Here is a 24,542-nt window from a genome sequence, read left to right on the forward strand (position 1 = left end):
GTGACAGAGTCGTCCTGTGCGAACTAACTCTTCTCTCGACCTCCCGCTCGTCGGGCTGGCCGCGCTGTTCCTGGGGTCGGGGACCCTGCATCTGGTGAGACCCCAGGTCTTCGAGCCGATCGTGCCGCCGGCGCTGCCGGAGCCGCGCAAGGTGGTCGAGGTCTCCGGGGTGGCCGAGATCGCGTGCGGGCTGGGGCTGCTGCATCCGAAGACCCGCCGGATCGCGGGGCTGGCCAGCGCCGCGCTGCTGGTCGGGGTGTTCCCTGCCAACGTGCAGATGAGCGTCGATGCGGGGAAGCGGGCCAACCGGAAGCGGACCGCCAAGTCGGCCGGGTTCTTCGCCGGTACGCTGGCACGGCTGCCGCTGCAGTGGCCGATGATCAAGGTGGCGCTGCGCGCCGGAAAGGGGACCGGCGCATGACCTACGTTCCTGCGGAGTCCCGCTACGACGCGATGGAGTACCGGCGGACCGGGCACAGCGGCCTGGACCTGCCCGCGGTCAGCCTCGGGCTGTGGCACAACTTCGGTGACGACCTGCCGTTCGAGCGGCAGCGGGCGATCCTGCGTACGGCCTTCGACGCGGGCATCACCCACTTCGACCTCGCCAACAACTACGGTCCGCCCTACGGCTCGGCCGAGGAGAACTTCGGCCGCCACCTGCGTGGCGACTTCGCCGGGCTGCGGGACGAGCTGGTGATCTCGACCAAGGCGGGCTGGGACATGTGGCCGGGGCCGTACGGGAAGATCGGCGGCTCGCGGAAGTACCTGATCTCCAGCCTCGACCAGTCGCTGAAGCGGATGGGCCTCGACTACGTCGACATCTTCTACCACCACCGCCCCGACCCCAGCACGCCGCTGGAGGAGACGATGGGCGCGCTCGACCAGATCGTCCGGTCCGGGAAGGCGCTCTACGTCGGGCTGAGCTCCTACTCCTCCGCGCTGACCCGCGAGGCGGCGGCGATCCTGCGCGACCTCGGCACCCCGCTGCTGATCCACCAGCCGTCCTACTCGATCCTCAACCGCTGGCTCGAGACCGACGGGCTGCTGGACACGCTCGACGAGGTCGGTGCCGGTGCCATCTCGTTCTCGCCGCTGGCGCAGGGACTGCTGACCGACAAGTATCTCGGTGGCAGCGTCCCCGAGGACTCGCGCGCGGCCAAGGCTCGGTTCCTGACCCCGGAGGCGCTCACCTCCGAGACGCTCGCCGGCATCGAGTCGCTCAACTCCCTCGCCACCGACCGCGGCCAGACTCTGGCCCAGATGGCGCTCGCCTGGGCGCTGCGTGACCCGCGGATGACCTCGGTGGTCATCGGCGCCTCCCGGCCCGAGCAGGTCACCGACTGCCTCGGCGCGCTCTCCGGTCCCGAGCTCACCACCGAGGAGCTGGCCCGGATCGACGAGTACGCCACCGCCACCGGCATCGACCTGTGGAAGCGCGACCGGGTCGAGGGCGACTACCGGGAGATCTTCAACTGAGGGCGGTCAACCGAGGCGTACGCCGTCGCGCTCGTCGTCCCAGGCGGCGGAGCTGATCCGCCAGCCGTCGCCGGTGCGTACGAACGACATCGTCTTCATGCCTCGGCCGGAGTGGAGCTCGCCTCCGGCGCGCCAGCGTTTGCCGTAGGCGCCCCACCAGTGGGCGATGTCGCCGAAGACGTCGATCCGGCCGGGCTCGGGCCACTCCTCGAAGTCGGCGATCTCGCCGCTGGTCAGCAGCGCGAGGCGCGGGGCGATGAAGGACTCGAGGTCGTATACCTCGGCCGGCAGTCCGCAGGTGCGCACCACGGTTGCGCCGGGAAGCATGATCCGCCGCAGATCGTCCAGGCGTGCGGCCGTGTCCGGTCCGGAGGTGAAGGCGGAGAAGAACGCATCCACCAGCGCCTCGATCGCGATCTCGTCCGACGTCGCTGCGGCCTCGCCGCGGGTGGTGACCATGCCCGGAACATAGCCACGCGCTCCGGATGTGGCACGTCATTTCGAGGCGGGGAGGTCGACCCGGGCGCTAGCCTGCGCTCATGCGGGTCGATGAGTATCTGACGTACGACGCCACCGGGCTGGCGCAGCTGGTCGCTGCCAAGGAGGTGACCGCCGCCGAGGCGCTGGCCGCGGCGCGGGAGCGGGCCGAGGCGGTGAACCCGCGGATCAACGCGATCGTCGCGGACATCCCGGAGGCCGACGACCAGGTCGCCGGCGACGGCCCCAGCGGGCCGTTCGCCGGGGTGCCGTTCCTGGTGAAGGACCTGGCCCAGGAGTACCAGGGCCATCCGACGACCTACGGCTCCCGCGCGCTCGTCGACGACGTCGCCGAGGAGCACTCCTACTTCACCCGGAGCGCCCTGGACGCCGGTCTGGTGATCTTCGGCAAGACGAACACCCCGGAGTTCGGGTCGAAGGGGATCACCGAGCCGGAGCTGTTCGGGCCCTCGCGCAACCCGTGGAACACCGACCACACGCCGGGCGGATCCTCCGGCGGGTCCGGGGCCGCGGTGGCGGCCGGGATCGTGCCGGCCGCCGGCGCCAACGACGGCGGCGGGTCGATCCGGATCCCGGCGGCCTGCAACGGCCTGGTCGGGCTGAAGACCACCCGCGGGCTGCTGCCGCTGGGCCCGCAGAGCCTCGACGCCTCCAACGGCTTCGTCGTCCAGGGCGTGGTGACGCGTACGGTGCGCGACGCCGCCGGTCTCTACGACGCGCTCCTCGGCGACCGGTCGCTGGCGATGCTCCACGCCCCGCACCCCGACGGGCCGTTCTCCGAGGCGATCGCGGCCGCCCCGCGCCCGCTTCGGATCGGGTTCACCTCGACGTCGTCGATCACCGAGCCCGACCCGGAGGCGATCGCTGCCGTCGAGGACGCGGCGAAGGCCCTCGAGGCGCTCGGTCACCAGGTCGAGGAGGTCGAGGCGCCCTACGACGCCGCCGAGCTCGGCCGGGACTTCCTCACCATCTGGTTCGCCTCGGCCGCTGCCGAGGTCGCCGAGGCCAAGCTCCGCGTCGGCGCCAAGAACGCAGACTTCGAGGCCGACACCCTCGCCGTGGCCGAGCTCGGCCGGGCCGGGGGAGTGGTCGCCGTCGAGCTCGCGCACATCAACCGCCGCAGCCACGTACGCCGGCTGAGCGAGTTCCACGAGACGTACGACCTGCTGCTCACCCCGACGCTGGCGAAGCCGCCGCTGAAGGTCGGACAGCTCACCACGCCCAAGGCGCTGCAGACCGCGGCGCGGGTGCTCCACAAGGTGCACGGCGGCCGGGTGATGCGCGCGACCGGGATGATCGACCAGCTGGTCGACGAGAACCTCGGCTGGGTGCCCTACACCCAGCTCGCCAACATCACCGGGCGTCCCGCGATCTCGGTGCCGACCTACCGGACCGCGGCCGGGCTGCCGCTGGGCATCCAGCTCTCCGGGCAGCTCGGTGACGACGGACTGCTGCTGCAGGTCGCCGCCCAGCTGGAGGAGTCGAAGCCGTGGGCGGAGCACTGGCCGAAGCTCTGACGGTGTCATGAGGACGTGCCCATGAAAGAAAATTTCCTTTCCCGCACGAAGCCGGTGCTGGAACGGCACTATCGAGGTATGACTCCGTCTCGGGACATGCTCATGACCTCTCGGCGCGCCCTTCTCGGTGGCACTCTCGGTGGAGTCGCGATGACTCTCCTCGGCGGTGCCGCGGTGGCCGCGACGCCGGAGGACCCGACCAGGGCGGTCCGGACGCTCGCGTCGCCGGCGGGCCAACCGCCGACGATCACTCCCGACGAGCTCGCCTTCACCCCGCGCACCGTCCTGCGTCCCGGTCACCCTCGCCAGGTCGGCCTCGACCCGGCACAGATCGCGAAGATCCGCACCGAGCTGACCCGGTTCCTCGAGCCGACCACCGAGAACCCCGCCCACCCCCTGTACGCAGGAGCCACCGCGATCGCGGTCAAGGACGGCGTCGTCGTGGCGCACGAGAGCGTGGGCAAGGCGCTCAGGTACGGGCTCGACGGCACCACCGTCGTGGAGCTCCCGGCCGACCAGCAGGTCGCGGCGACCACGGAGACGATGTGGGACATCGCCTCGATGTCGAAGCTCTTCACCACGACCGCGATCCTCCAGCTGATGGAACAGGGCCGACTCGACCTCGAGGCTCCGGTGGTCACCTACCTGCCCGAGTTCGCGCCGCACGGCAAGGACGCGATCCTCGTGCGCCACCTGCTCACCCACGTCTCCGGACTGCTCGCCGGCCCGTCACCGTCGCTGTGGGCGGGCTACGACACCTACGAGGAGCGGGTCGCGGCGATCATGGACACGACGCCGACGCACGCGCCCGAGCAGATCTACCGCTACTCCGACATCAACCTGATCACCCTCGGGCTGCTGGTCGAGCGGCTGTCGGGGAAGACGCTGGACACCTACGTACACGACCACATCACCGAGCCGCTGGGCATGCGGGACACGATGTACAACCCGCCCGCCGACCGCCTCGACCGGGTCGCCGCCACCGAGTATCAGCCGTGGGCGGGGCGGCCGATGATCCGTGGCGAGGTGCACGACGAGAACGCTTGGGCGCTCGGCGGCGTCGCCGGCCACGCGGGCGTCTTCTCGACCGCCGCCGACATGGCGAGGTTCGGGCAGATGTTCCTCAACGGCGGTGTCTACGACGGCACCAGGATCCTGGAGGAGGACACCGTCAGGCTCTCGCTGCGCGACTACACCGGCGCCAGGTTCACCAGCTCGCGCGGCCTCGGCTGGGAGCTCGCCACGACCTGGTACCACGGCCCGATCTGGTCCCCGGTCTCCTTCGGTCACACCGGCTACACCGGCACCAGCATCGTGATGGACCCGATCGGCCACCAGCTCGTCGTGCTCATGACCAACCGCGTCCACCCGAGCCGCGACTGGGGCAGCAACAACCCCTCCCGCCGTGCCGTCTCCGACGCGCTGGGCATGGCCTCGGCGGTCCGGCCCGCGAGCGGGCGTACGTCGTGGTTCTCGGGGCGCGCGAACGCGAAGAAGGCGACGCTCGACGTGCCGCTCGCCGCAACGGAGAACGCGAAGCTCCGCTTCGACTACTTCTTCGACACCGAGCCGCGCTTCGACTTCGGCCGGCTGCAGTACTCCACCGACGGCACCACCTTCAGCCCGCTGCCGTGGACGCTCGAGGGCGGTGGCTGGAGCTGGGAGACCAGCGAGGCGGTCAACGGCTACGGCGGTCGCCGGTGGCTGCGCGGCCGGGCCGCCCTCCCCGCGGGCACCACCACGGTCAGGTGGACCTACGAGACCGACTCCTCCTCGCAGGGCCGCGGGATCTACGTCGACGGCATCGTGGTCAGCCAGGGGTGGCGTACGTTGTTCGACTCCTCGCGGCCCGCCGACGAGGCACGCATCGTCGCCGACGGCTGGGGTCTCAGCGACAGGTGACACGTCACCGATAGCCTCTGGCGGCATGACGCAGCCGCAGCAGCCGAATCCGTTCCTGGTCAACCAGCTTCGCGACGAGGCGGACGCCAGGGCGCTCGTCACGAAGGCCGTCGAGTCGAGCTCGCCGGGGGCGCCGCGGGGGATCCTGGACGCGATCCGCGACCGGCTCGTGGACCTCGGGCCGGAGCTGGTCGCGGTCTCCCACGACCTCGCCGAGCACCCCGAGACCGGCTTCGAGGAGCACCGCAGCTCGGCCGGGCTGGCGGAGTTCGTCGAGGCTCACGGCATCGAGGTCGCCCGGGGTGCCTACGGCCTCCCGACCGCTCTGTACGCCTCGGCGGGCGGCGCCAAGGACGGTCCGACGATCGCGGTGCTCTCCGAGTACGACGCACTTCCCGGCATCGGCCACGGCTGCGGCCACAACCTGATCGCGACCGTCGGCGTGGGTGCATTCCTGGCCATCGCGAGCGTGATCGACAAGCTCGGCGGCCGGGCGATCTGGCTCGGCACGCCGGCCGAGGAGGGCGGTGGCGGCAAGGAGCTGATGGCGCAGAAGGGCGCCTTCGACGGCGTCGACGCGGCGATCATGATCCACCCGTTCACCTATGACACCTCCGAGCCGGTCTTCCTCGGCCGCAGGCAGCTGAAGGTGACGTACGTCGGGGTGCCGGCGCACGCTTCGATCCAGCCGTTCATGGGGCGCAACGCCCTGGACGCGGCCAACCTGCTCTACACCGGCGTCGCGCTCAACCGGCAGCAGATGCCGCCGACCGACCGGGTGCACGCGATCATCACCGACGGCGGCCTGCGCCCCAACGTGATCCCGGAGCACGCCTCGATCGAGTTCTACGTACGCTCCGCCTATCCCGAGACGCTCAAGGTCCTCTCCCAGCGGCTCGAGGAGATGGCGATGGGAGCGGCCCTGATGACCGGCTGCGGGGTCGAGTTCAGCTGGGACGAGTCGCCGGTCTACCTGCCGATCCGCAACAACAGCGGCCTCGCACAGGCCTGGAACCGCCGCTACCAGGAGCGCAACCACACCGTCCTCGCGCCCGGTGTCGTCCCAGACCTGTTGGCCGGCTCCACCGACTTCGGCAACGTCTCCTTCCGGATCCCCGGACTGCACGCGATGGTCAAGATCGCCGAGCCCGACGTCTCCCTGCACAGCCGTGAGTTCGCCGCTGCCGCGGTCACGCCGTACGCCGACGAGGTGCTCGTCGATGCCGCCTACGGTCTGGCCGCGGTGGCCGCCGACTACCTCTCCGACGCGAAGCTGCGAGAGACGGTCCGCGAGGAGTTCGAGGAGGCCGGTGGAGCGGTGGACGTTACCGAATTTTTCGGCTGATTAACGGTTGATGACGATTCGGCGGCGGTAATCCTGTTACCTCTTCACAATCGGAACCCGAAGGGGCATTGTTCCCTTCGTCGATCACTGAGATGGGGAGCCCCGCAATGCCTCGTAACACCCGAAAGCTTCGCCCCGCCGTGGCCGTTGCCGCCGTCGCTCTCGCGGCCGCCGCAGTCGCCACTCCGGTCGCGACCTCTGCCTCGGCGCAGACCAGCGCCGAGAGTGCTGGGAAGCACCTGGTCGATGTCCAGCTGCTCTCGTTCAACGACTTCCACGGCAACCTCGAGGCGCCGTCGGGTTCGAGCGGGCGGCTGATCACCGGCCACCACATCGACCCCGCCACCGGCAAGCCGGTCGATGACACCGTCAACGTCGGTGGCGTCGAATACCTCGCCTCCCACCTGGCCGAGGCCCGCAAGGGTCACGCCCGCTCCCTGACCGTGGCCGCGGGCGACCTGATCGGCGCCTCGCCGCTGCTCTCCGCCGCGTTCCACGACGAGCCGTCGATCGAGGCGCTCAACAAGCTCGGGCTGGACGTCACCGCGGTCGGCAACCACGAGTTCGACGAGGGCTACAAGGAGCTGCAGCGCATCGACGCCGGTGGCTGCATCGACGACGGCGACGGCAAGGACAACCAGAACTCCTGCGCCGCCCACGAGTACCAGGGCGCCGACTTCGACATCCTCGCCTCCAACGTGATCGAGGACGCCAGCGGCAAGACGATCCTGCCGGCCTACTCCATCAAGGAGGTCGACGGCGTCAAGATCGGCTTCATCGGCATGACCCTCGAGGCCACCCCCGACATCGTCACCGCCGAGGGCGTCAAGGGCCTCACCTTCAAGGACGAGGTCGAGACCGCCAACGCGCTCGTACCCGTGCTGAAGAAGAAGGGCGTCAAGGCGATCGTGACCCTCATCCACGAGGGTGCCAACCTGCCGAAGGAGAAGTGGACCGACCCTGCCACCGGCACGGTCTACGACGTCAACGCCCGCTACGACTACACCTGCGAGGGTGGCGGCGAGCTCGTCGCCGGCTCGCCGATCGTGCCGATCGCGCAGAACCTCGACCCCGAGATCGACATGCTGGTCACCGGCCACACCCACAACCCCTACGTCTGCGACGTACCCGACCCCGAGGGCAAGTCCCGCCTGGTCACCTCGGCCTCGTCCTTCGGACGGCTCTACACCGAGACCAACCTGAAGTACAACCTCAAGTCGCGCGACATCGTCCGCTCCTCGGTCAAGGGCTCGAACCTGCTCGTCACCCGTGACGTCGCCAAGGCTCCGGAGCAGACCACGCTGATCAACACCTACAAGGAGCTGGTCAGGCCGATCGCCTCCCGAGTGCTCGGCTCGATCACGACCGACGTCAAGCGCGACCAGAGCCCTGCCGGTGAGTCGGCGCTCGGTGACCTTATCGCCGACGCCCAGCTCGCCGACCAGTCGACGGTGGTCAACGGGCAGGTGCCGGTGATCGCGTTCATGAACCCGGGTGGCATCCGTGCCGACCTGACCGCGGCCAGCTCGCCCTACGGCGAGGCCGTCGGTGACGTCACCTACGACGAGGCGTTCACGGTCCAGCCGTTCAACAACTACCTGGTCTCGCTGACCATGACCGGCCAGGACATCTACGACCTGCTCACCCAGCAGGTCACCGGCGCCAACGCGGCCTCGCACAAGATCCTGCAGGTCTCGAAGGGCTTCTCCTACCAGATCAGCCCCACGGGTCCGGTCGACGGCTCGGTGATGCTGAACGGTCAGCCCATCGACAAGGCCGCGTCCTACCGGGTCGTGACCAACAACTTCCTGCAGGGCGGCGGCGACGCCTTCGCCGCCTTCACGAAGGGCACCGACCCCTACTACGGCGGCCTCGACATCGACGCCTTCGCCGCCTACCTCGAGGCGAACTCGCCCTACACCCCGGCTGCGCTCGACCGCATCACCGGAACCCACTGAGAAGGGCACTTCCTTCGTACGCAGCGGGCCCGTCCAGCTCTGAGCTGGTCGGGCCCGCTGTGCGTAGTCAGCCATGGGGGCTCGCCGGCAGCCCGGCGACGAGAGCCGCCGCGGTCGAAGCCGCCGAGAGGATGCGGCTCTCGGGGACCCCGCAGGCGCGAAGGCAGGTCGAGGCGATGGCGTCGGCCGTCTCCTCGTCGATCGTCAGGCCGATGCTGCGGAGGCTGGTGGTGACCTCGACGAGGTGGATGAGCATCTCGCCGAGATGACGAGGCTCGGCGGTGTGCGCGGCGCCGGGCTCCGCGAGCTGCGCCGCGATCCGCCCGTAGGCGCCGGCGAGCTCCGCGCGGGCGCTGCGGAAGGCGTCGAACGCCTCGCTGCTGGTCACGTCGGGATGGGTGGCCAGCACGCCGATGTTGTCCGGCGCCTCGGCGAGGGTGTGCAGGTCGACGAGCACCAGCGCGTAGAGCGCGGTCTCGGGACTCTCGGCCGCGGCCTGCTCGATCTGCTCGACCCGGTCGACGGTGGGCCGGACGGATCGCTCCAGGAGCTCGGCGAGGATCTCGTCCTTGCCGGTGAAGTGGTAGTAGAGCGAGGCCTGCCTGATCCCGACCTTCTCCGCGATCTCACGGGTGGAGGTGGCGGCGAAGCCCTGGGTCACGAACAGCTGCGCCGCGGCATGGAGGACCTGCTCACGTGGTGGGCTGGCCGTGGTGGCGGGAATGAGGCGTGGTCGGCCGGGTTGGGTTCGTCGGATGCTCATCGAGGCACTGCCTTCCTGTCGACGTCGACCCCGGGATCAGTAGAGCATAATATTTCGATCCCGCCAACCATGATGTGCATCTGGACGCCGACTATGCACATCAGGCAGGATGGGGTCCATCCGATCCGCCGAAGGAGGCTGCCGTCCGTGCCCCGCTCCAGCCGTCGAGCCCGCGAAGCGCTCACCGAGGCGCTCCGTGACACCCGCCGAGCCGCAGGCCTGACCGGAGCCGGCCTCGCGGACGCCCTGGGGGCGGGCTGGTCGCAGCCGAAGGTGTCGAAGATCGAGTCCGGTCGACAGGCGGTCTCCGAGGCCGAGGTCCGGGCCTGGGCGGCCGCGGTGGGTGCCGACAAGGAGATGCTGCTCGCGCTGCGTACCCGCGCGGACCAGGAGCACGCGGCCTTCCGTGACGCTCGTCCGGCGAGCGGAGGCGCCGAGCGGCGCCAGGACGCCTACGCCGCGACCGAGGTGGCCGCGACGGTCCTGACGAGCTTCCAGCCCCACAGCGTCCCCGAGCTGCTGCAGACCCCCGACTATGCGCGCGCCCTGCTGGCCCTGGCCGGTGGCTCCCGCGACGAGGCTGCGGATCGCGAGGACGTCTCCACCGTGATCGCGGCCCGGCTCAGGCGCTCGGCGATCCTCTACGAGGCCGGCCGGTCGATCACGATCCTGGTCGGCGAGGCGGCCCTCCATCATCTGGTCGGATCTCCCGACGTCATGCGCGCCCAGATCGATCACATCGCCAAGCTGGCGACCACGACCCGGGCGACCATCGGGATCGTCCCCTTCGAGAGCTTCCCCGTTCTGGTCCAGCACGGCTGGGACCAGCGCGACCGGATCGTCACCCTCGAGACCAGCGCCGGCGACCTCGAGATCGCCGACCCGGTCGAGGTCGCTCGCTACGAGCACTGGACCCAGCTCCTACTCGACCATGCGCTGACGGGTGCGGCCGCTGCCGAGCGATGCGCCCGGATCATCAGCGAGCGGGGGAGGGCGCCGGCGGCGCGCGGCGACCACGAATAGGAGACGGCGGCTGCTCCGGTAGACTCCCGGCGGGCCGTTAGCTCAGTTGGTAGAGCAGTGGACTTTTAATCCATGGGTCGTCGGTTCGAGACCGACACGGCCTACAGCGGGCTCGAGCCCCGAGCCGCATCTGCGACTCGGGGCTCGGCCGTGTGACGGGGGTCAGCTGGACTCTTCCTGCGGCAGCGGATGGCTGTTGATCGAGTCGGTGATCGCGCCGGCGGTCTCGACGAACGCCGCCGCCTGCTCCTCGGTCAGGGCGCCTGCCGAGGCTCCCTCCAGGCTCTGCCACAGGGCGGCGATGGGTTCCCGCATCGCCCGGCCCTTGTCCGTGAGATGGACGACCATCACCCGCCGGTCGTGCTCTGCCGGCTCACGGACCAGCAGTCCCGCTTCTTGCATGCGGCGCAGGGACTTGGAGACGGTGGAGTGGTCGAGGCCGACGCTCTCGAGAAGCTCGGACTGGGTCTGGCCCTCGCGGTCCAGCAGCTGCATCAGGAGCAGCTCCTGGCCCGGGTGCAGGTCCATCTTGCGCAGCAGGGCGCCGGCGTAGGCACGGTGGGCCCGGGCGAGCTGGAAGATCGCGTAGCTCATCGGCCCGCCTGCGGCAGTGGTGGGGATCTCGGGCATGGTCTCCGCTTCTTCAGCCTGTGTGGGTGGGGTAGTCGGTGTATCCGACCGCTCCGCCACCGTAGAAGGTCGCCGGGTCGGGAGTGTTCAACTCTGCCCCGACGCGCAGCCGCTCGACCAGGTCGGGGTTGGCAAGCGCCAGTGCGCCAACGGAGATCAGGTCGGCCGTGCCGTTGTCGACGTCCTTGGCTCGAGTGGGGATGTCGGCGCCTGGCCGGTTGAGGATCAGGGTGCCGGGCCACTGTGCGCGGAGCGTGTCGAGCAGCTGCTCGTCGCCCATGTGCATCAGGTGCAGGTAGGCCAGACCCGTCGGGCGCAGTGCTTCCACCAGCGCCGGGTACAGCTCGTGGGTGTCGGACTCGACGATGTCGTTGTAGGGGTTTCCCGGCGAGATACGGATGCCGGTGCGCTCGGGGCCGATCTCCCCGGCCACCGCGGCGACGACCTCCACGGCGAAGCGGATACGGGCCTCGATCGAGCCGCCGTAGCGGTCCGTGCGCTGGTTGGCGTTGCCGGAGAGGAACTGGTGGATCAGGTAGCCGTTGGCGCCGTGGATCTCCACGCCGTCCGCGCCCGCCGCAACCGCCGCAGCAGCCGCGCGCCGGAAGTCGTCGACGGTCTCGGCGACCTCCTGCGTCGAGAGCGCACGGGGCTCCGGCATCTCCTGCGGGCCGGAGGCGGTGAACATCACGCCGGCCGGGCGGATCGCCGAGGGGGCGACGGGCTGGCGGTGGTGGGGAGTGTTGTCGGGGTGGGAGACCCGACCGACGTGCATCAGCTGGATGAACACCCGGCTGCCTGCCGCGTGCACCGCATCGGTGACCGTGCGCCACCCGGCGATCTGCGCCTCGTTGTAGATACCAGGAGTGAGCAGGTAGCCCTGGCCGTCGGCGGAGGGCTGGGTGCCCTCGGTGATGATCAGCGCCTTCGAGGCGCGCTGTGCGTAGTACTCGGCATTCAGCTCCGTCGGCACGCCCTCCGGGGTGGAGCGGTCACGAGTCATGGGGGCCATGACCAGACGGTGTGGCAGAGAGGTGCCGCCGAGGGTGATCGGGGCCCACAGGGATTCCAGCATGACAGTCTCTTTCGGTGAACGCGGTGGCCCGGTCGGCCACCGCAACAGGTGGGTTGGGGCGCTCAGTCGACGGTGAGGACGAGCTTGCCGCGTACGTGTCCCGCGTCGCTGGCCTGCTGGGCGTCGGCCGCCTTGGCCAGCGGGTACGCCGTGACGGTGGTGGTCAGCGTTCCGGCCGCGGCGTCCTGAGCCACGGCGGCCAGGCGCTCGACGGGGTGGTCCCCGCCGCCGGAGGAGAAGGCGACGCCCAGTTCGCCCGCACCGAAGTCGGCGATGGTGACGATGCGCTCGGTACCGCCGCGCAGGGTGATGGAGTCGGGCAGGGCGCCCTTGCCTGCCAGGTCGAGACCGCGTCGACGCCGTCGGGAGCCAGGGCGCGCACCCGCTCGACCAGACCCTCGCCGTAGGTGGTCGGGGTCGCGCCCAGCGAGGTGAGGTAGTCCTGGTTCGAGGTGCCGGCAGTGGCGATCACGCGGGCGCCGCGGGCGATCGCGAGCTGGACGGCCACGGTGCCGACCGCTCCGGAGGCGCCGTGCATCAGCACGGTCTCCCCGGCGGTCACCCCCAGTTCGTCCAGGACCCGTTCGGCGGTCTCGCTGGCGACCGGCAGCGCGGCCGCGACCTCCCAGGAGAGGTTTGCGGGCTTGCGGGCCACGGCGGTGGCCAGCGCGTACTCGGCGTACGAGCCGGTGTCCGCCCAGCCGAGGACCTCGTCCCCGACCTGTACGTCGCTCACGCCCTCGCCGAGCGCGTCGACCACACCTGCGACCTCGGCGCCGGGAATGGCGGGGAACGTCGTCGGGAACACGGCCTCGACCATGCCCGCGCGCTTCTTGCCGTCCAGCGCGTTCAGCCCGGCGGCCTTGACGCGTACTCGGACCTGGCCGGGGCCGGGGTGCGGAATCTCGACGTCCGCCTCGTGCAGGACATCCGGACCGCCGAACTCATCGAAAATGATCGCTTTCATGACACTCCACTTCAGGTCGCGTTGCTCTGGAGAATAAGGTGGCTAGCCACATATTCACCATAACAGCAATCATGTGGCTAGCCAAGTATTTCGCCGGTCGGAAGGGTCGGCGGGACTCCGGTGCCCCGGAAACTGCCTCGGAACCCGTGGTCGTACGTCCCGCTGAGCGGCCGTTTCACGGCTCTGTTGCGCAACCTTCACCGCTTCGCACGTAAAACGATCGGCGAAGGGGGGTTCGCAGCGGCCCACGAGTTGCTAGTGTCACTCCCGCAACAGGAGCAAGTTCCAGAAGGTCTGACGCCTGCGGAGTTTGTGATCCAACGGCGTTTCTGCTCTGTGCTCGCCCGGGCCCCGGTTCGGGAACACAGGTCGGAGCGACGTGTCACCCGCCCCTGATGCGGGGCTACCGAACCTGGTGGCCTCTCGCCCCGACTAAGGAGTAACGAGCAGATGGCTCAGGGCACCGTTAAGTGGTTCAACGCCGAGAAGGGTTTCGGTTTCATTGCGCAGGAGGACGGCGGCGACGACGTCTTCGTGCACTACTCGGCGATCCAGACGCAGGGCTACAAGACCCTCGACGAGAACCAGAAGGTCGAGTTCGACGTCACGCAGGGCCCGAAGGGTCCGCAGGCGGAGAACGTTCGCCCTCTCTGATGAGTAAGACGATCTCGGGTTCGGCGTGAGCCGACACTGATCATCTGCAACGAGGCCCCAGCCGTTCGGCTGGGGCCTCGTGGTCTGATTGGGGCCCTCTCAGGCCCATGTGTCACGCTTGATGTGACAACTTTTGATGGTTCTTGGTGGATCAGCGCGCAGATCCACCGAGACTGGGCGATGATGTGACGACGAGCTTTTCCAAGGTGACGTGAGGAGGCGGCGGGCGTGGCTGATCAGTTCGATGTGACGCTGGAAGATCCTGAGCTGCTCCTCGAGGTGGAGCTCACCACCAACCTCATCGTCGCCGCCAGTGAGTCCGAGGACCACCTCTCCCAGGACGAGATCGACCGCATCCTGGGGATCATCCCCTAGGGCCGCGCGGGCCCTCAGCAGGTCGCGAAGAGCAGCGGCCCGTTCGCCAGGTCGGACAGCACCGCCGTACCGTCCTTGGGCCGCAGCTGCATCGTGACCACCGCGTCGTCGGCCGCGACCTTCCCGAGCTCGAACCGCTCGTCGAACGTGCCGCCCTGGCCCGGTGCCGGTCCGACGGCGAGCTTGGCCCGGGTGTCGGCGTTCGTACGCGCCTGGTCCTCGTCCTCGAACGACATCGCCACACGTACGTCGCCATTGCGTTCGGCCGCCATGGCGAAGCCCGCGATCGGGTTGAGGTCGCCGGCGGCGTCGATGAGGCCGTCGGCCTGGTCCTGGTCAGCGGCCGAGGCACCGGCCAGCCCGATCTCGCTGCACGTGAAGTCGCCGTCGTAGATGAACGCCGAGAGCGGGTCGCCGAGCCGGTCGGCGGCATCCGTCATCGGCTCGTGCAGGTCGCCGTCGCCGAGGCTCTCGATCTGGTCGCTCAGATAGCGGCGGCCGTCCGAGGCCAGGATCAGATCGTGTTCGGGCAGGAAGGCGATGTAGGTGACCTGCGGGGTGATCGTCGAGTCGATGCCGGAGTCGGTGAAGGAGGAGAACGGGACCAGGGTGCCGTCCCAGACGCCGCCGTCGGCCGGATCGTCCTCGGGAGCGGCGAACCCCATCGAGGTGAGCTGGTCGACGAGGTGGTCGACGTCCATGTCCGCGAGGTGCCCGACCATCAGCGCGCCCTCGGTCGACTGCGTGTAGAGCTCCCAGTCGAGGGTCGCCGGCGACCACCCGAAGTGCTGCTGCAGCAGGCCCGAGGCGTCGGGCAGCACCGAGGTCGAGGTCAGGTCCTTCGTATAGGCCTCGTCGATCATCTCGTGGACCTCCTGCGGCGTGGAGTCGGCGTCGAGGTCGGCGCCGACGCTCTCGCGGATGGCCGCCCAGTCGGTGAACGAGACCCGCGTCGCCTCGGCCGGGGCCAGCCGCAGCGCCTCGTCGAGATCGCCCCCGCGGGTCGCCCACGCCCGGGCCAGAAAGATCACGAGCGCGACGACGACAACGCCCACCACGATGGTCAACAGGGGGTGGGCGCGTACGACTCGGGATGACCGACCGGCCCACATCCGGGGACGGTCGAGAAGCTGTGGGGTGCGGAGCATCCCGACGAACCTTAGACGAACCGGTCGCCCATCCGACATACCCTGTGCCCATGCCCGAGATCCCGGCCGCCGGCGTAGTGGTTTTTCGCGAGCACCAAGACCTGCCCGAGGTAGTGCTGGTCCACAGACCCAAGTACGACGACTGGTCCTTCCCCAAGGGCAAGGTCGATCCCGGCGAGACGGTGCCGGTGACCGCGATCCGTGAGGTGCGCGAGGAGACCGGCCTGCAGGTCGCCCTCGGCCGCCCGCTCCGGACGCAGCGCTATCCCGTCGAGGCGGGGCAGAAGGTGGTCCACTACTGGGTGGGCCGCACCGCTGCCGGAGCCGACGACGACGTCGACAGCTACCAGATCAACGACGAGATCGACGAGGTCGAGTGGATGCCGGTGGAGAAGGCCCGCAAGCGGCTCACCTACCCGCACGACCGGGAGACGCTGCAGCAGGCCGAGGACGTACGCCACCCCACCACGCCGCTCGTGATCCTCCGCCACGCCTCGTCCCTCGGTCGTTCGGCCTGGTCCGGCGAGGACTCGGAGCGGCCGCTCGACGACACCGGGCGGGCCCAGGCGGTCACGCTGGCCGGCCTGCTGATGGCCTACGACATCCGCCGGGTGATCACCTCGACGAGCGTCCGCTGCACGCAGTCCGTGGCGCCGTACGCCGGGCTCGCCGGCATCGCGTCCGAACAGATGAGACTGCTCAGTGAGGAGGGCGCCAAGGGAGGTAGCGTGTCGGCCTTGGCTGCGGACATCCTGCGTGACCTGGCCGTTCCGACGGTGATCTGCACGCACCGGCCGGTGCTGCCGTGGGTCTTCGAAGGGCTGGGCGTGCGCGACCCGAAGCTGGCGAAGGGCGAGCTGATGGTCCTGCACGTGCAAGAAGGTGAAGTGCGGGCTGTTGAGGCATTTCAGGCCTAACAGAGGCTTGAGGCCTGCCTGTTCATCTCCTGTGCCCGGAACTGACACTGATTTGCCACCGACTTTGTGTCCCTCGTTAAGCCTGCGTTCACCTTCACCGAGTTTCCCGTCCACCTCGGCTACCTACGGTCATCGCGACAACTCCGAATCGACTGCTTCATCAATCAGGAGACTTGCGTGAACACCACCTCGCTGCGCCGGGCACTCGTCCCGGGCATCACGGCTGCGGCCCTTGCTCTTGCGATCAGCGCCTGTGGCGCCGGCAACGAGCCCACGGGCGGCGGTAGCGAAGAAGGCTCCCTCTCGGGCACCATCAAGGGTGGCGGCGCTACCTCGCAGGAGAAGGGCCAGGCGGCATGGGTCGCCGGCATCCAGGACGCGAACCCGGACCTCAGCGTCGTCTACGAGCCGGTCGGTTCCGGCTCCGGCCGTGAGGGCTTCATCTCCGGCGGTTACCTCTTCGCGGGCACCGACTCCGCCCTCAACGACGAAGAGGGCGAGCTGACCAAGGCCAAGGAGAAGTGCGGCGGCGACCCGATCCAGGTCCCGGCGTACGTCTCGCCGATCGCCGTTGCGTTCAACCTCGAGGGTGTCGACGAGCTGAACCTCGACGCCACGACCCTCGCCGCGATCTTCTCGGGCAAGATCACCAAGTGGAACGACAAGGCGATCACCGCGCTCAACCCGGACGCCGAGCTTCCGGACACCGCGATCACCCCGGTTCACCGCTCCGACGACTCGGGCACCCAGGAGAACTTCACCGACTACCTCTCGCAGGCCGGTGGCTGGGCCGAGGAGCCCGACGGTGAGTGGCCGGCCAGCATCAAGGTCGGCGAGGGCGCGGACGGCACCTCCGGTGTCGTGACCGCCATGCAGGGTGCCGGCTACATCGGCTTCCTCGACGAGTCCGCCGCGCGTGAGAACGACCTCGCCGTCGTCAACGTCAAGGTCGGCGAGGACTTCGTCGAGCCGACCGCCGAGGCCGCCGCCAAGATCCTGGCCGCCTCGAAGTCGGCCGGTCTGAGCGACAACGACATGGCCGTCGAGGTCGCCCGCACCACCACCGAGGCCGGCGTCTACCCGGTCGTGCTGGTCTCCTACCTGCTGGCCTGCCCGACCTACGAGAACGCCGAGGACGCGGCCAACGTCAAGGGCTACCTGGAGTACATCCTCTCCGAGGAGGGCCAGAAGGTCTCCGCCGACGAGGCCGGCTCCGCGCCGCTCGACCGCGAGACCGCCGACAAGGCTCTCGACCTCGTCGGTGCGATCAAGTAAGTGCCGACTAGTCTGACGTGATCGCCGTTCGGGCGGTGGCTGCGGCCGCCGCCCGTACGGCTGTCTTGAGAACCGAAACAAGAAAGTCGAGGAATGCCTTGTGACTGTCGCCGCTGACCCCGGCGCCGACCCTGGCGTTGATCCGAAGTCGGAGCTGTCCGGCCGTGGCTCGGTGGGTGATGTCGTCTTCCGAGGCCTTGCCGTAACCGCCGCCTCCCTGATCCTGGTGGCGCTGGCAGCCGTCTTCATCTTCCTGGGCATCGAGGGCATCCCGGGCTTCAACGTGGACGAGCAGCACTACGCCGGCCAGGGCTCGTTCCTGGGCCTGGTGGTCCCGCTGCTCTTCGCCACCATGTACGCGGCTGTCCTGGCCCTGATCATCGCGGTGCCGTTCTCCGTGGCGATCGCCCTGTTCATCAGCCACTACGCGCCGCGCCGGATCGCTGTCCCCGTGGCGTACGTGATCGACCTGCTCGCCGCCGTCCCGTCGGTCGTCTTCGGCCTGTGGGGTGCGGTGGCGCTCGGCCCCTACCTGGTGCCGGCCCACGCCTGGCTCGCGAACAACCTTGCCTGGCTGCCGTTCTTCGACGGCCAGCCCTCCGGAAACGGTCGTACGCTGTTCACCGCCTCGATCGTGCTGGCCGTGATGATCCTGCCGATCATCACCTCGATCTGCCGCGAGGTCTTCGCGCAGACGCCGCGACTGCACGAGGAGGCGGCCCTGGCGCTCGGCGCCACCCGCTGGGAGATGGTCCGCTACGCGGTCTTCCCCTACGCCCGCTCCGGCATGGTCTCCGCCGTCATGCTCGGCCTCGGCCGGGCACTGGGCGAGACCATGGCGATCGCGATGATCGCGTCGCCGAAGGTCGTCATCTCGCTGTTCATCGTCGGCACCCAGAACCCGCAGACCATCGCGGCGCACATCGCCCAGGGCTACAAGGAGAGCACGCCCGACCGGCTGTCGGTGCTGATCGCGACCGGCCTCGTGCTGTTCGCGTTCACCTTCCTGGTCAACGCCTTCGCCCGCTGGATCGTCGCCCGAGGGAGGGCCAAGTGAGCAACGTCGAGATCTCGAACGAAGAGACGAAGCTGTCCCACGCCACGCTCCCGCGCGGCGCCCAGTGGCTGGTCGGCATCGCCGCGATCGCCCTCGGCGGCCTGGCCCTGGTGCTCGGCGTGAGCATCGTCGGTGCCGTGGTCATCGGCCTGCTCGGGTTCCTCATCGGCTACCCGCTCTGGGCGCTGCTGGTCGAGAACAAGCGCTCGGCGACCGACAAGCTCATCACCGGGCTGGTGTGGACCGCTTTCGGGGTCGCGGTCATCCCGCTGATCTGGCTGGTCTACATGGTCGTCGCCCGCGGCGCCGCCACCATCAACCCGGAGTTCCTCACCTACTCGATGCGCTCGGTCACCGGCGACGAGCAGGGCGGTCTCTACCACGCGCTGACGGGCACCCTGATCGTCACCGGCATCGCCGCGCTGATCTCGATCCCGATCGGCATCATGACCGCGATCTACCTGATCGAGTACGGCAAGGGCAACCGCCTCGCCAAGGCGATCACCTTCCTGGTCGACGTCATGACCGGCATCCCGTCGATCGTCGCGGGTCTGTTCGCGTTCGCGCTCTTCACCCTGATCGTCGGGCCGGGCACGCGCTTCGGCTTCGGCGGCGGTGTCGCGCTCTCGCTGCTGATGATCCCGACGGTCGTCCGTTCCACCGAGGAGATGCTCAAGCTGGTCCCCGACGACCTGCGGGAGGCTGCGTACGCGCTCGGGGTGCCGAAGTGGCGCACCATCACCCGGATGGTGCTCCCCACCGCCATCGGCGGCATCGTCACCGGTGTCGTGCTCGCGATCTCGCGCGTGATCGGCGAGACCGCTCCTCTGCTGGTCGCCTCGGGCTTCAACCCGAACATGAACACCAGCGCTTTCGACGACAGCCCGATGATGACCGTGCCAGTCTTCATCTACACCCAGCTGTCCGAGGCCACGCACAAGGGCGTCGAGTACGCCTGGGGTGGAGCACTGGTGCTCTTCATCCTCGTCATGGTCCTCAACCTCATCGCCCGTATCGTCGGCACGATCTTCGCCCCCAAGACCGGGCGCTAGGAGAAACACATGTCCATTCAAGTCAAGGACGCCAGCATCTTCTACGGCGACTTCAAGGCCGTCGAGGACGTCTCCATGTCCATCAAGCCGAAGTCGGTGACGGCCTTCATCGGGCCGTCCGGCTGCGGCAAGTCGACCTTCCTGCGCACCCTCAACCGGATGCACGAGGTCATCCCCGGTGCGTACGTCGAGGGCAAGATCCAGATCGCCGGCCAGGACATCTACGGTCCGAACGTCGACCCGGTGGCGGTTCGTCGCAAGGTCGGCATGGTCTTCCAGCGGCCGAACCCGTTCCCGACGATGTCGATCTACGACAACGTGCTCGCCGGCAACAAGCTGAACTCCAAGCGGATCAAGAAGGCCGAGGCCGACTCGATCGTGGAGAAGGCGCTGCGCGGCGCCAACCTGTGGAACGAGGTCAAGGATCGTCTCGGTAAGCCCGGCATGGGCCTCTCCGGTGGTCAGCAGCAGCGGCTCTGCATCGCCCGCGCGATCGCGGTCCAGCCCGAGGTGCTGCTCATGGACGAGCCGTGCTCGGCCCTCGACCCGATCTCGACCGCGGCGATCGAGGACCTCATCCACGAGCTGAAGTCCGACTACACGATCGTGATCGTCACCCACAACATGCAGCAGGCCGCCCGTGTCTCCGACGACACCGGCTTCTTCAACCTGAAGGCCGCCGGCCAGCCGGGTCACCTGGTGGAGTTCAACCCCACCAAGCAGATGTTCACCAACCCGGACAACCCGGACACCGAGGCGTACATCTCGGGTCGGTTCGGCTGATCTGGGGCTGAGCACAGAACTGCCGAGTCGGCGCATCCGACCCCTCTCGCTCGCTTCGCTTCGCGAGGCACGGGGTCAGATGCGCCGACTCGGCGTGATTTTGGGTCGGATGCGCCGACTCGGCGCGTTGTCGTCTACGGCAGCTGGAAGACGAAGTGGCAGATCAGGTAGGTCAGCGCCGCGACACCGCCGGCGGCCGGGAAGGTGAAGATCCAGGCAGCGACGATGGACTTCGCGATACCCCAGCGGACCGCGGAGAACCGCTTGGTCGCGCCGACACCCATGATCGCCGAGGTGATCGTGTGGGTGGTCGAGATCGGGGCCTCCCAGACGTACGCCGTCGTGTAGAGCACCGAGGCGGCGACCGACTCGGCGGCGAAGCCGCGGGAGGGGTCGAGGTGGATGATGCGACGGCCGAGGGTGCGCATGATGCGCCAGCCGCCGGACATGGTGCCGAGCGAGATGGCGGTGGCGGCCGCGGCGATCACCCAGAACGGGAGGTCGTCGCCCTCGGAGAGGAAGCCGCCGGTGACCAGGGCGAGGAAGATGACGCCCATCGTCTTCTGGGCGTCCTGGAGACCGTGACCGAGCGCCATCGCGGCGGCCGAGATGGTCTGGGCGATCCGGAAGCCCTTCTGCGCCTTGTGCTGGTTGGCACGGCGGAAGATCCACATGATCGCGAGCATCACGCCGAAGCCGAGGCCGAAGGCGACGAACGGCGAGACGAACATCGGGATGACGACCTTCTCCAGGACCGTCCACCAGTTGACGAACGCGCCGGCGGCGATCGCCGAGCCGGCCAGACCGCCGATGAGCGCGTGCGACGAGGACGAGGGCAGCCCGAAGTACCAGGTGATCATGTTCCAGGCGATGGCGCCGAGCAGGCCGGCCATCACGACTGTCAGACCATGGGCACCCGATGGTGGCGTGATGGTGTCGGAGACGGTGTGGGCGACCTTCTGGCCCAGGAAGGCGCCGACGAAGTTCATCACCGCCGCGAGCAGGAGGGCGATGCGCGGTGTGAGCGCTCGCGTGGACACGGAGGTCGCGATGGCGTTGGCGGCGTCGTGGAAGCCGTTGGTGTAGTCGAAGACCAGGGCGACGACGACCACCGCGATGACAATGGCGAGTTCCATCTGAGCAGGCTCAGGATTCCTTGACGGCGATCTGCTCGACGGTGTTCGCGACCTTCTCGAAACCGTCGATCGCGTCCTCGAGGGACTCCACGATGTCCTTCAGCTTGAGGACCTCGAGTGCCTCGTACTCACCGGAGAAGAGCTTGGCGAGGATGCGGCGGTGGTTCTTGTCGCCCTGGTTCTCGAGACGGTTGATCTCGATCCAGTACTCCGAGAGCTCCTTCATGGAGCGGAGGTTGGGCATCGCCGACGCGGTCAGCTCCGCGCAGCGCTGGAGCACGGTCACCTGGTCGGAGAGCTCCGGGGGCAGGATGTTGACGCCGTAGACGAAGATCTGGTCGACGACCTCGTCCATCGAGTCCATCACGTCGTCGAGACCGGAGCCGAGGGCGTAGATGTCCTCGCGGTCGAACGGCGTGACGAAGGTGGAGTTGACCTTCTTGATCAGCTCGTGGGTGGTCTCGTCGGCGGCATGCTCCGCGTCGCGCATGCGACGCGCGACGTCCTCACGGTCGGCATTGTCGCTGAGCATCTCGGCGAGCAGCGAGACGCCGCCGACGAGGTGGTTGGCGGACTCGGTGAACAGGTCGTAGAACGACGTGTCGACCGGGCGGATTCGGAAACGCACGGGGGGCTCCTGGCTGGATGAGGCAGACCTGCGGGCTCATGTTAGGCGAGTCCGCTTGACACGACGAAAGCCAGGGGCGTGTTCAGCCCGCCGAGGCGCGCCTGCGCTGCCGCTGGCGTGCGATCAACATCGCCTGGAGATGGTCGGGAGCGTGGTTGCGGGTCCACGTTCCGTCCGAGCCGAGGATCCAGGCGTCGGTCGACGGTTCGAATGCCAGGTCGAACAGTGCGCCTACCTCCGCCACGAGCTCCGGGGTGGGGAGACGTACGAGGGCCTCGACCCGGCGGTCGAGGTTGCGGTGCATCATGTCGGCCGAGCCGATCCAGGCGCTCGGGCCGTCCCCGTCGTCGGCGGAGCCGTTCTCGAACCAGAAGATCCGGGAGTGCTCCAGGAACCTGCCCAGGATCGAGCGCACCTCGATGGTCTCGCTGAGCCCCTCCACGCCCGGGCGCAGCGCGCAGATGCCGCGCACCAGCAGCTGGACGGGCACGCCTGCCTGGGAGGCCAGGTAGAGCGCGTCGATGACGGCCTCGTCCACGACGGAGTTGGCCTTGAGGCGGATCCGTGCCGGCCGCCCCGCCAGATGGTGGGCGATCTCGGCGTGGATCTGCTCGATCAGGCCGCTGCGTACGTTTCCGGGCGCGACGAGAAGCTGCTCGTACGTCGCCTCCCGGCTCCAACCGGAGAGGTTGTTGAACAGGTGGGCGACGTCCTCGCCGATGTTCTCGTCGGTGGTGATCAGGCCCATGTCCTCGTAGAGCCGGGAGGTCTTGGGGTTGTAGTTGCCGGTGCCGATGTGGGTGTAGCGGCGGATGGTGCCGTCGGGCTCCTCGCGCACCACCATCGCCAGCTTGCAGTGGGTCTTCAGGCCGACCAGGCCGTAGACCACGTGGCAGCCGGCCTGCTCGAGCTTGCGCGCCCAGCGGATGTTGGCCACCTCGTCGAAGCGCGCCTTGATCTCGACGAGCACCAGGACCTGCTTGCCGGCCTCGGCGGCATCGATCAGGGCGTCGATGATGGGGGAGTCGCCGGAGGTGCGGTAGAGGGTCTGCTTGATCGCGAGCACCCGCGGGTCGGCCGCCGCCTGCTCGATGAAGCGCTGCACGCTGGTCGCGAACGAGTCGTAGGGGTGCTGGAGGAGGATGTCGCCGCGGCGGGCCGCCTTGAAGACGTCGACCGGCGCGGCGCTCTCGACCGGGGCCAGAGCCGGGTGGGTCGTCGGCACGAAGGCCGGATACTTCAGCTGCTCACGGTCGATGTCGGCGATGCCGTGCAGCCCGCGCAGGTCGAGCGGACCGGGCAGCCGGAAGACCTCCTTGTCGGAGATGCCGAGCTCGGAGACCAGCAGGTCGAGGGTCGAGTCGGTCATCGACTCCTGCACCTCGAGGCGTACGGGAGGGCCGAAGCGCCGCCTGAGCAGCTCCTTCTCCAGCGCGGTGAGGAGGTTCTCGGCGTCGTCCTCCTCGACCTCGAGGTCCTCGTTGCGGGTCACCCGGAAGGTGTGCACCTCGAGGATCTCCATGCCCGGGAAGAGCTTGTGGAGCCGCTCCCGCATGATCTCCTCGAGCGGCACGAACCGGTCGTCGCCCAGCGGCACGAAGCGGGTGAAGATCGGCGGCACCTTCACGCGGGCGAAGTGCTTCTTCTTCGTCTTCGGGTCTCGCAGCCGGACCGCGAGGTTGAGCGAGAGGCCGGAGATGTAGGGGAACGGGTGGGCCGGGTCGACCGCCAGCGGCGTCAGCACCGGGTAGACCCGCTCCTTGAACAGCTTCTTGCAGGCCTTGACCTCCTCGGGGGTGAGGTCCTCCCAGTGCAGCAGCTGGATGCCCTCCCCGAGCAGCGCCGGCTTCACCTTGTCGCGGAACACCTCGGCATGCCGCTCGGAGAGCTCCCGGGTCTTCCTCCAGATCAGCTCGAGGACCTCGCGCGGCATCAGCCCCGAGGCTGCCCGCACCGCCACCCCTGCCGCGATCCGCCGCTTCAGCCCGGCGACGCGGACCATGAAGAACTCGTCGAGGTTGGAGGTGAAGATCGCCAGGAAACGTACGCGCTCCAGCAGCGGCAGCGTGTCGTCCTCCGCCAGCTCCAGCACCCGCTCGTTGAACCGCAGCCAGGACAGCTCGCGGTCGAGGAACCGGTCCTCGTACTTCTCGACCTCGGCCAGCGCCTCATGGTCGGGGATGTATTCGGGCTCGACGTCGAACGGCTGGTCGGGAACCGCGGTCAGACTCACGGTGTCCTCGGCCGAGCGGGTGGGGGCCTGCGGGTCGAGACTCATGGGGTCAGTCTTTCATCCGAGGGTGGGTTTGAGACCGGCGATTCCACCGTACGTGCAGACGATCGTCTGGTGAACTACCTGCTAC

24 protein-coding genes and 1 tRNA gene are annotated in these 24,542 nt (G+C 68.7%); 15 read left to right on the top strand and 10 right to left on the bottom strand.

Annotation, left to right across the window (positions count from 1 at the left end):
- Positions 1–16 precede the first annotated feature (16 nt).
- Both HD557_RS02320 and mgrA read left to right on the top strand, forming a co-directional pair.
- Complete coding sequence (locus tag HD557_RS02320; protein WP_196872695.1) at positions 17–421, top strand: DoxX family protein; 405 nt, start codon at positions 17–19, stop codon at positions 419–421.
- Complete coding sequence (mgrA, locus tag HD557_RS02325; RefSeq protein WP_008360606.1) at positions 418–1,476, top strand: L-glyceraldehyde 3-phosphate reductase; 1,059 nt, start codon at positions 418–420, stop codon at positions 1,474–1,476. The genes HD557_RS02320 and mgrA overlap by 4 nt, the downstream gene beginning before the upstream one ends.
- Before the next feature lie 6 nt (positions 1,477–1,482).
- On the opposite strand, the gene HD557_RS02330 is transcribed toward mgrA, so the two are convergent.
- Entirely contained in the window at positions 1,483–1,935 is a 453-nt protein-coding gene (locus HD557_RS02330) for a DUF4440 domain-containing protein (protein WP_196872696.1), read from the bottom strand.
- A gap of 80 nt (positions 1,936–2,015) precedes the next feature.
- Here HD557_RS02330 and HD557_RS02335 point away from each other — a divergent pair, with 80 nt between their 5' ends.
- From HD557_RS02335 to HD557_RS02350, 4 genes are all read left to right on the top strand, one after another.
- A complete protein-coding gene (locus HD557_RS02335) occupies positions 2,016–3,491 on the top strand; it encodes an amidase (RefSeq protein ID WP_196872697.1) in 1,476 nt (491 codons plus the stop codon).
- A gap of 150 nt (positions 3,492–3,641) precedes the next feature.
- The gene (locus tag HD557_RS02340) at positions 3,642–5,393 is read left to right on the top strand and encodes a serine hydrolase domain-containing protein (RefSeq protein WP_196872698.1); all 1,752 of its coding nucleotides are present in this window, start codon (positions 3,642–3,644) and stop codon (positions 5,391–5,393) included.
- A 25-nt stretch (positions 5,394–5,418) separates the two neighbouring features.
- Entirely contained in the window at positions 5,419–6,738 is a 1,320-nt protein-coding gene (locus HD557_RS02345; RefSeq protein WP_196872699.1) for a M20 family metallopeptidase, read from the top strand.
- A 107-nt stretch (positions 6,739–6,845) separates the two neighbouring features.
- A complete protein-coding gene (locus HD557_RS02350; protein ID WP_040755907.1) occupies positions 6,846–8,696 on the top strand; it encodes a bifunctional metallophosphatase/5'-nucleotidase in 1,851 nt (616 codons plus the stop codon).
- A gap of 67 nt (positions 8,697–8,763) precedes the next feature.
- Here the strand turns inward: HD557_RS02350 and HD557_RS02355 are convergent, their stop codons facing one another.
- Positions 8,764–9,459, bottom strand: coding sequence for a TetR/AcrR family transcriptional regulator (locus tag HD557_RS02355; protein WP_196872700.1), 696 nt, complete (start codon positions 9,457–9,459; stop codon positions 8,764–8,766).
- Between the two features lie 147 nt (positions 9,460–9,606).
- Between HD557_RS02355 and HD557_RS02360 the strand changes: the two genes are divergently transcribed.
- Both HD557_RS02360 and HD557_RS02365 read left to right on the top strand, forming a co-directional pair.
- Positions 9,607–10,482, top strand: coding sequence for a helix-turn-helix domain-containing protein (locus HD557_RS02360; RefSeq protein WP_196872701.1), 876 nt, complete (start codon positions 9,607–9,609; stop codon positions 10,480–10,482).
- Positions 10,483–10,513: 31 nt separating this feature from the next.
- A tRNA-Lys gene (locus tag HD557_RS02365) sits at positions 10,514–10,586 on the top strand.
- A 58-nt stretch (positions 10,587–10,644) separates the two neighbouring features.
- On the opposite strand, the gene HD557_RS02370 is transcribed toward HD557_RS02365, so the two are convergent.
- The 4 genes from HD557_RS02370 to HD557_RS02380 all read right to left on the bottom strand — a co-directional run bounded on the left by HD557_RS02370 (position 10,645) and on the right by HD557_RS02380 (position 13,154).
- The gene (locus HD557_RS02370) at positions 10,645–11,112 is read right to left on the bottom strand and encodes a MarR family winged helix-turn-helix transcriptional regulator (RefSeq protein WP_196872702.1); all 468 of its coding nucleotides are present in this window, start codon (positions 11,110–11,112) and stop codon (positions 10,645–10,647) included.
- A gap of 13 nt (positions 11,113–11,125) precedes the next feature.
- Positions 11,126–12,187, bottom strand: a complete 1,062-nt coding sequence (locus tag HD557_RS02375; protein WP_196872703.1) for an alkene reductase — start codon at positions 12,185–12,187, stop codon at positions 11,126–11,128.
- Between the two features lie 62 nt (positions 12,188–12,249).
- Complete coding sequence (locus HD557_RS29190; protein WP_307785526.1) at positions 12,250–12,381, bottom strand: zinc-binding dehydrogenase; 132 nt, start codon at positions 12,379–12,381, stop codon at positions 12,250–12,252.
- Positions 12,351–13,154, bottom strand: coding sequence for an NADP-dependent oxidoreductase (locus tag HD557_RS02380; RefSeq protein ID WP_231380150.1), 804 nt, complete (start codon positions 13,152–13,154; stop codon positions 12,351–12,353). The genes HD557_RS29190 and HD557_RS02380 overlap by 31 nt, the downstream gene beginning before the upstream one ends.
- A 450-nt stretch (positions 13,155–13,604) precedes the next feature.
- Between HD557_RS02380 and HD557_RS02385 the strand changes: the two genes are divergently transcribed.
- Positions 13,605–13,808, top strand: a complete 204-nt coding sequence (locus HD557_RS02385) for a cold-shock protein (protein ID WP_008360626.1) — start codon at positions 13,605–13,607, stop codon at positions 13,806–13,808.
- A 228-nt stretch (positions 13,809–14,036) separates the two neighbouring features.
- Positions 14,037–14,183 carry a hypothetical protein gene (locus HD557_RS02390; RefSeq protein WP_008360628.1) on the top strand — a complete coding sequence of 49 codons (147 nt, stop codon included), beginning with the start codon at positions 14,037–14,039 and terminating at the stop codon, positions 14,181–14,183.
- A 14-nt stretch (positions 14,184–14,197) separates the two neighbouring features.
- On the opposite strand, the gene HD557_RS02395 is transcribed toward HD557_RS02390, so the two are convergent.
- The gene (locus tag HD557_RS02395; protein WP_008360630.1) at positions 14,198–15,331 is read right to left on the bottom strand and encodes a hypothetical protein; all 1,134 of its coding nucleotides are present in this window, start codon (positions 15,329–15,331) and stop codon (positions 14,198–14,200) included.
- Positions 15,332–15,381: 50 nt separating this feature from the next.
- On the opposite strand from HD557_RS02395, the gene HD557_RS02400 reads away from it, so the two are divergent.
- The 5 genes from HD557_RS02400 (at position 15,382) to pstB (ending at position 20,415) form a co-directional block, all read left to right on the top strand.
- Positions 15,382–16,248, top strand: a complete 867-nt coding sequence (locus tag HD557_RS02400) for an NUDIX hydrolase (protein ID WP_008360632.1) — start codon at positions 15,382–15,384, stop codon at positions 16,246–16,248.
- A 177-nt stretch (positions 16,249–16,425) separates the two neighbouring features.
- Positions 16,426–17,523, top strand: coding sequence for a phosphate ABC transporter substrate-binding protein PstS (pstS, locus tag HD557_RS02405; RefSeq protein ID WP_196872704.1), 1,098 nt, complete (start codon positions 16,426–16,428; stop codon positions 17,521–17,523).
- A gap of 100 nt (positions 17,524–17,623) precedes the next feature.
- The gene (pstC, locus tag HD557_RS02410; protein WP_196872705.1) at positions 17,624–18,580 is read left to right on the top strand and encodes a phosphate ABC transporter permease subunit PstC; all 957 of its coding nucleotides are present in this window, start codon (positions 17,624–17,626) and stop codon (positions 18,578–18,580) included.
- Positions 18,577–19,632, top strand: coding sequence for a phosphate ABC transporter permease PstA (pstA, locus tag HD557_RS02415; protein WP_008360639.1), 1,056 nt, complete (start codon positions 18,577–18,579; stop codon positions 19,630–19,632). Before pstC ends, pstA begins: the two co-directional genes overlap by 4 nt.
- Before the next feature lie 9 nt (positions 19,633–19,641).
- Positions 19,642–20,415 carry a phosphate ABC transporter ATP-binding protein PstB gene (gene pstB, locus HD557_RS02420; RefSeq protein WP_008360641.1) on the top strand — a complete coding sequence of 258 codons (774 nt, stop codon included), beginning with the start codon at positions 19,642–19,644 and terminating at the stop codon, positions 20,413–20,415.
- A 134-nt stretch (positions 20,416–20,549) separates the two neighbouring features.
- Here the strand turns inward: pstB and HD557_RS02425 are convergent, their stop codons facing one another.
- The 3 genes from HD557_RS02425 to HD557_RS02435 form a co-directional block, all read right to left on the bottom strand.
- Positions 20,550–21,551, bottom strand: a complete 1,002-nt coding sequence (locus HD557_RS02425; RefSeq protein WP_008360643.1) for an inorganic phosphate transporter — start codon at positions 21,549–21,551, stop codon at positions 20,550–20,552.
- A gap of 10 nt (positions 21,552–21,561) precedes the next feature.
- Positions 21,562–22,179 (bottom strand): DUF47 domain-containing protein, encoded by a 618-nt coding sequence (locus tag HD557_RS02430; protein WP_008360644.1) that lies wholly within the window; start codon positions 22,177–22,179, stop codon positions 21,562–21,564.
- An 82-nt stretch (positions 22,180–22,261) separates the two neighbouring features.
- Positions 22,262–24,457, bottom strand: a complete 2,196-nt coding sequence (locus HD557_RS02435; RefSeq protein WP_008360645.1) for an RNA degradosome polyphosphate kinase — start codon at positions 24,455–24,457, stop codon at positions 22,262–22,264.
- Between the last annotated feature and the right edge of the window lie 85 nt (positions 24,458–24,542).

It is taken from the genome of Nocardioides luteus (assembly GCF_015752315.1).
GTDB lineage: Bacteria > Actinomycetota > Actinomycetes > Propionibacteriales > Nocardioidaceae > Nocardioides.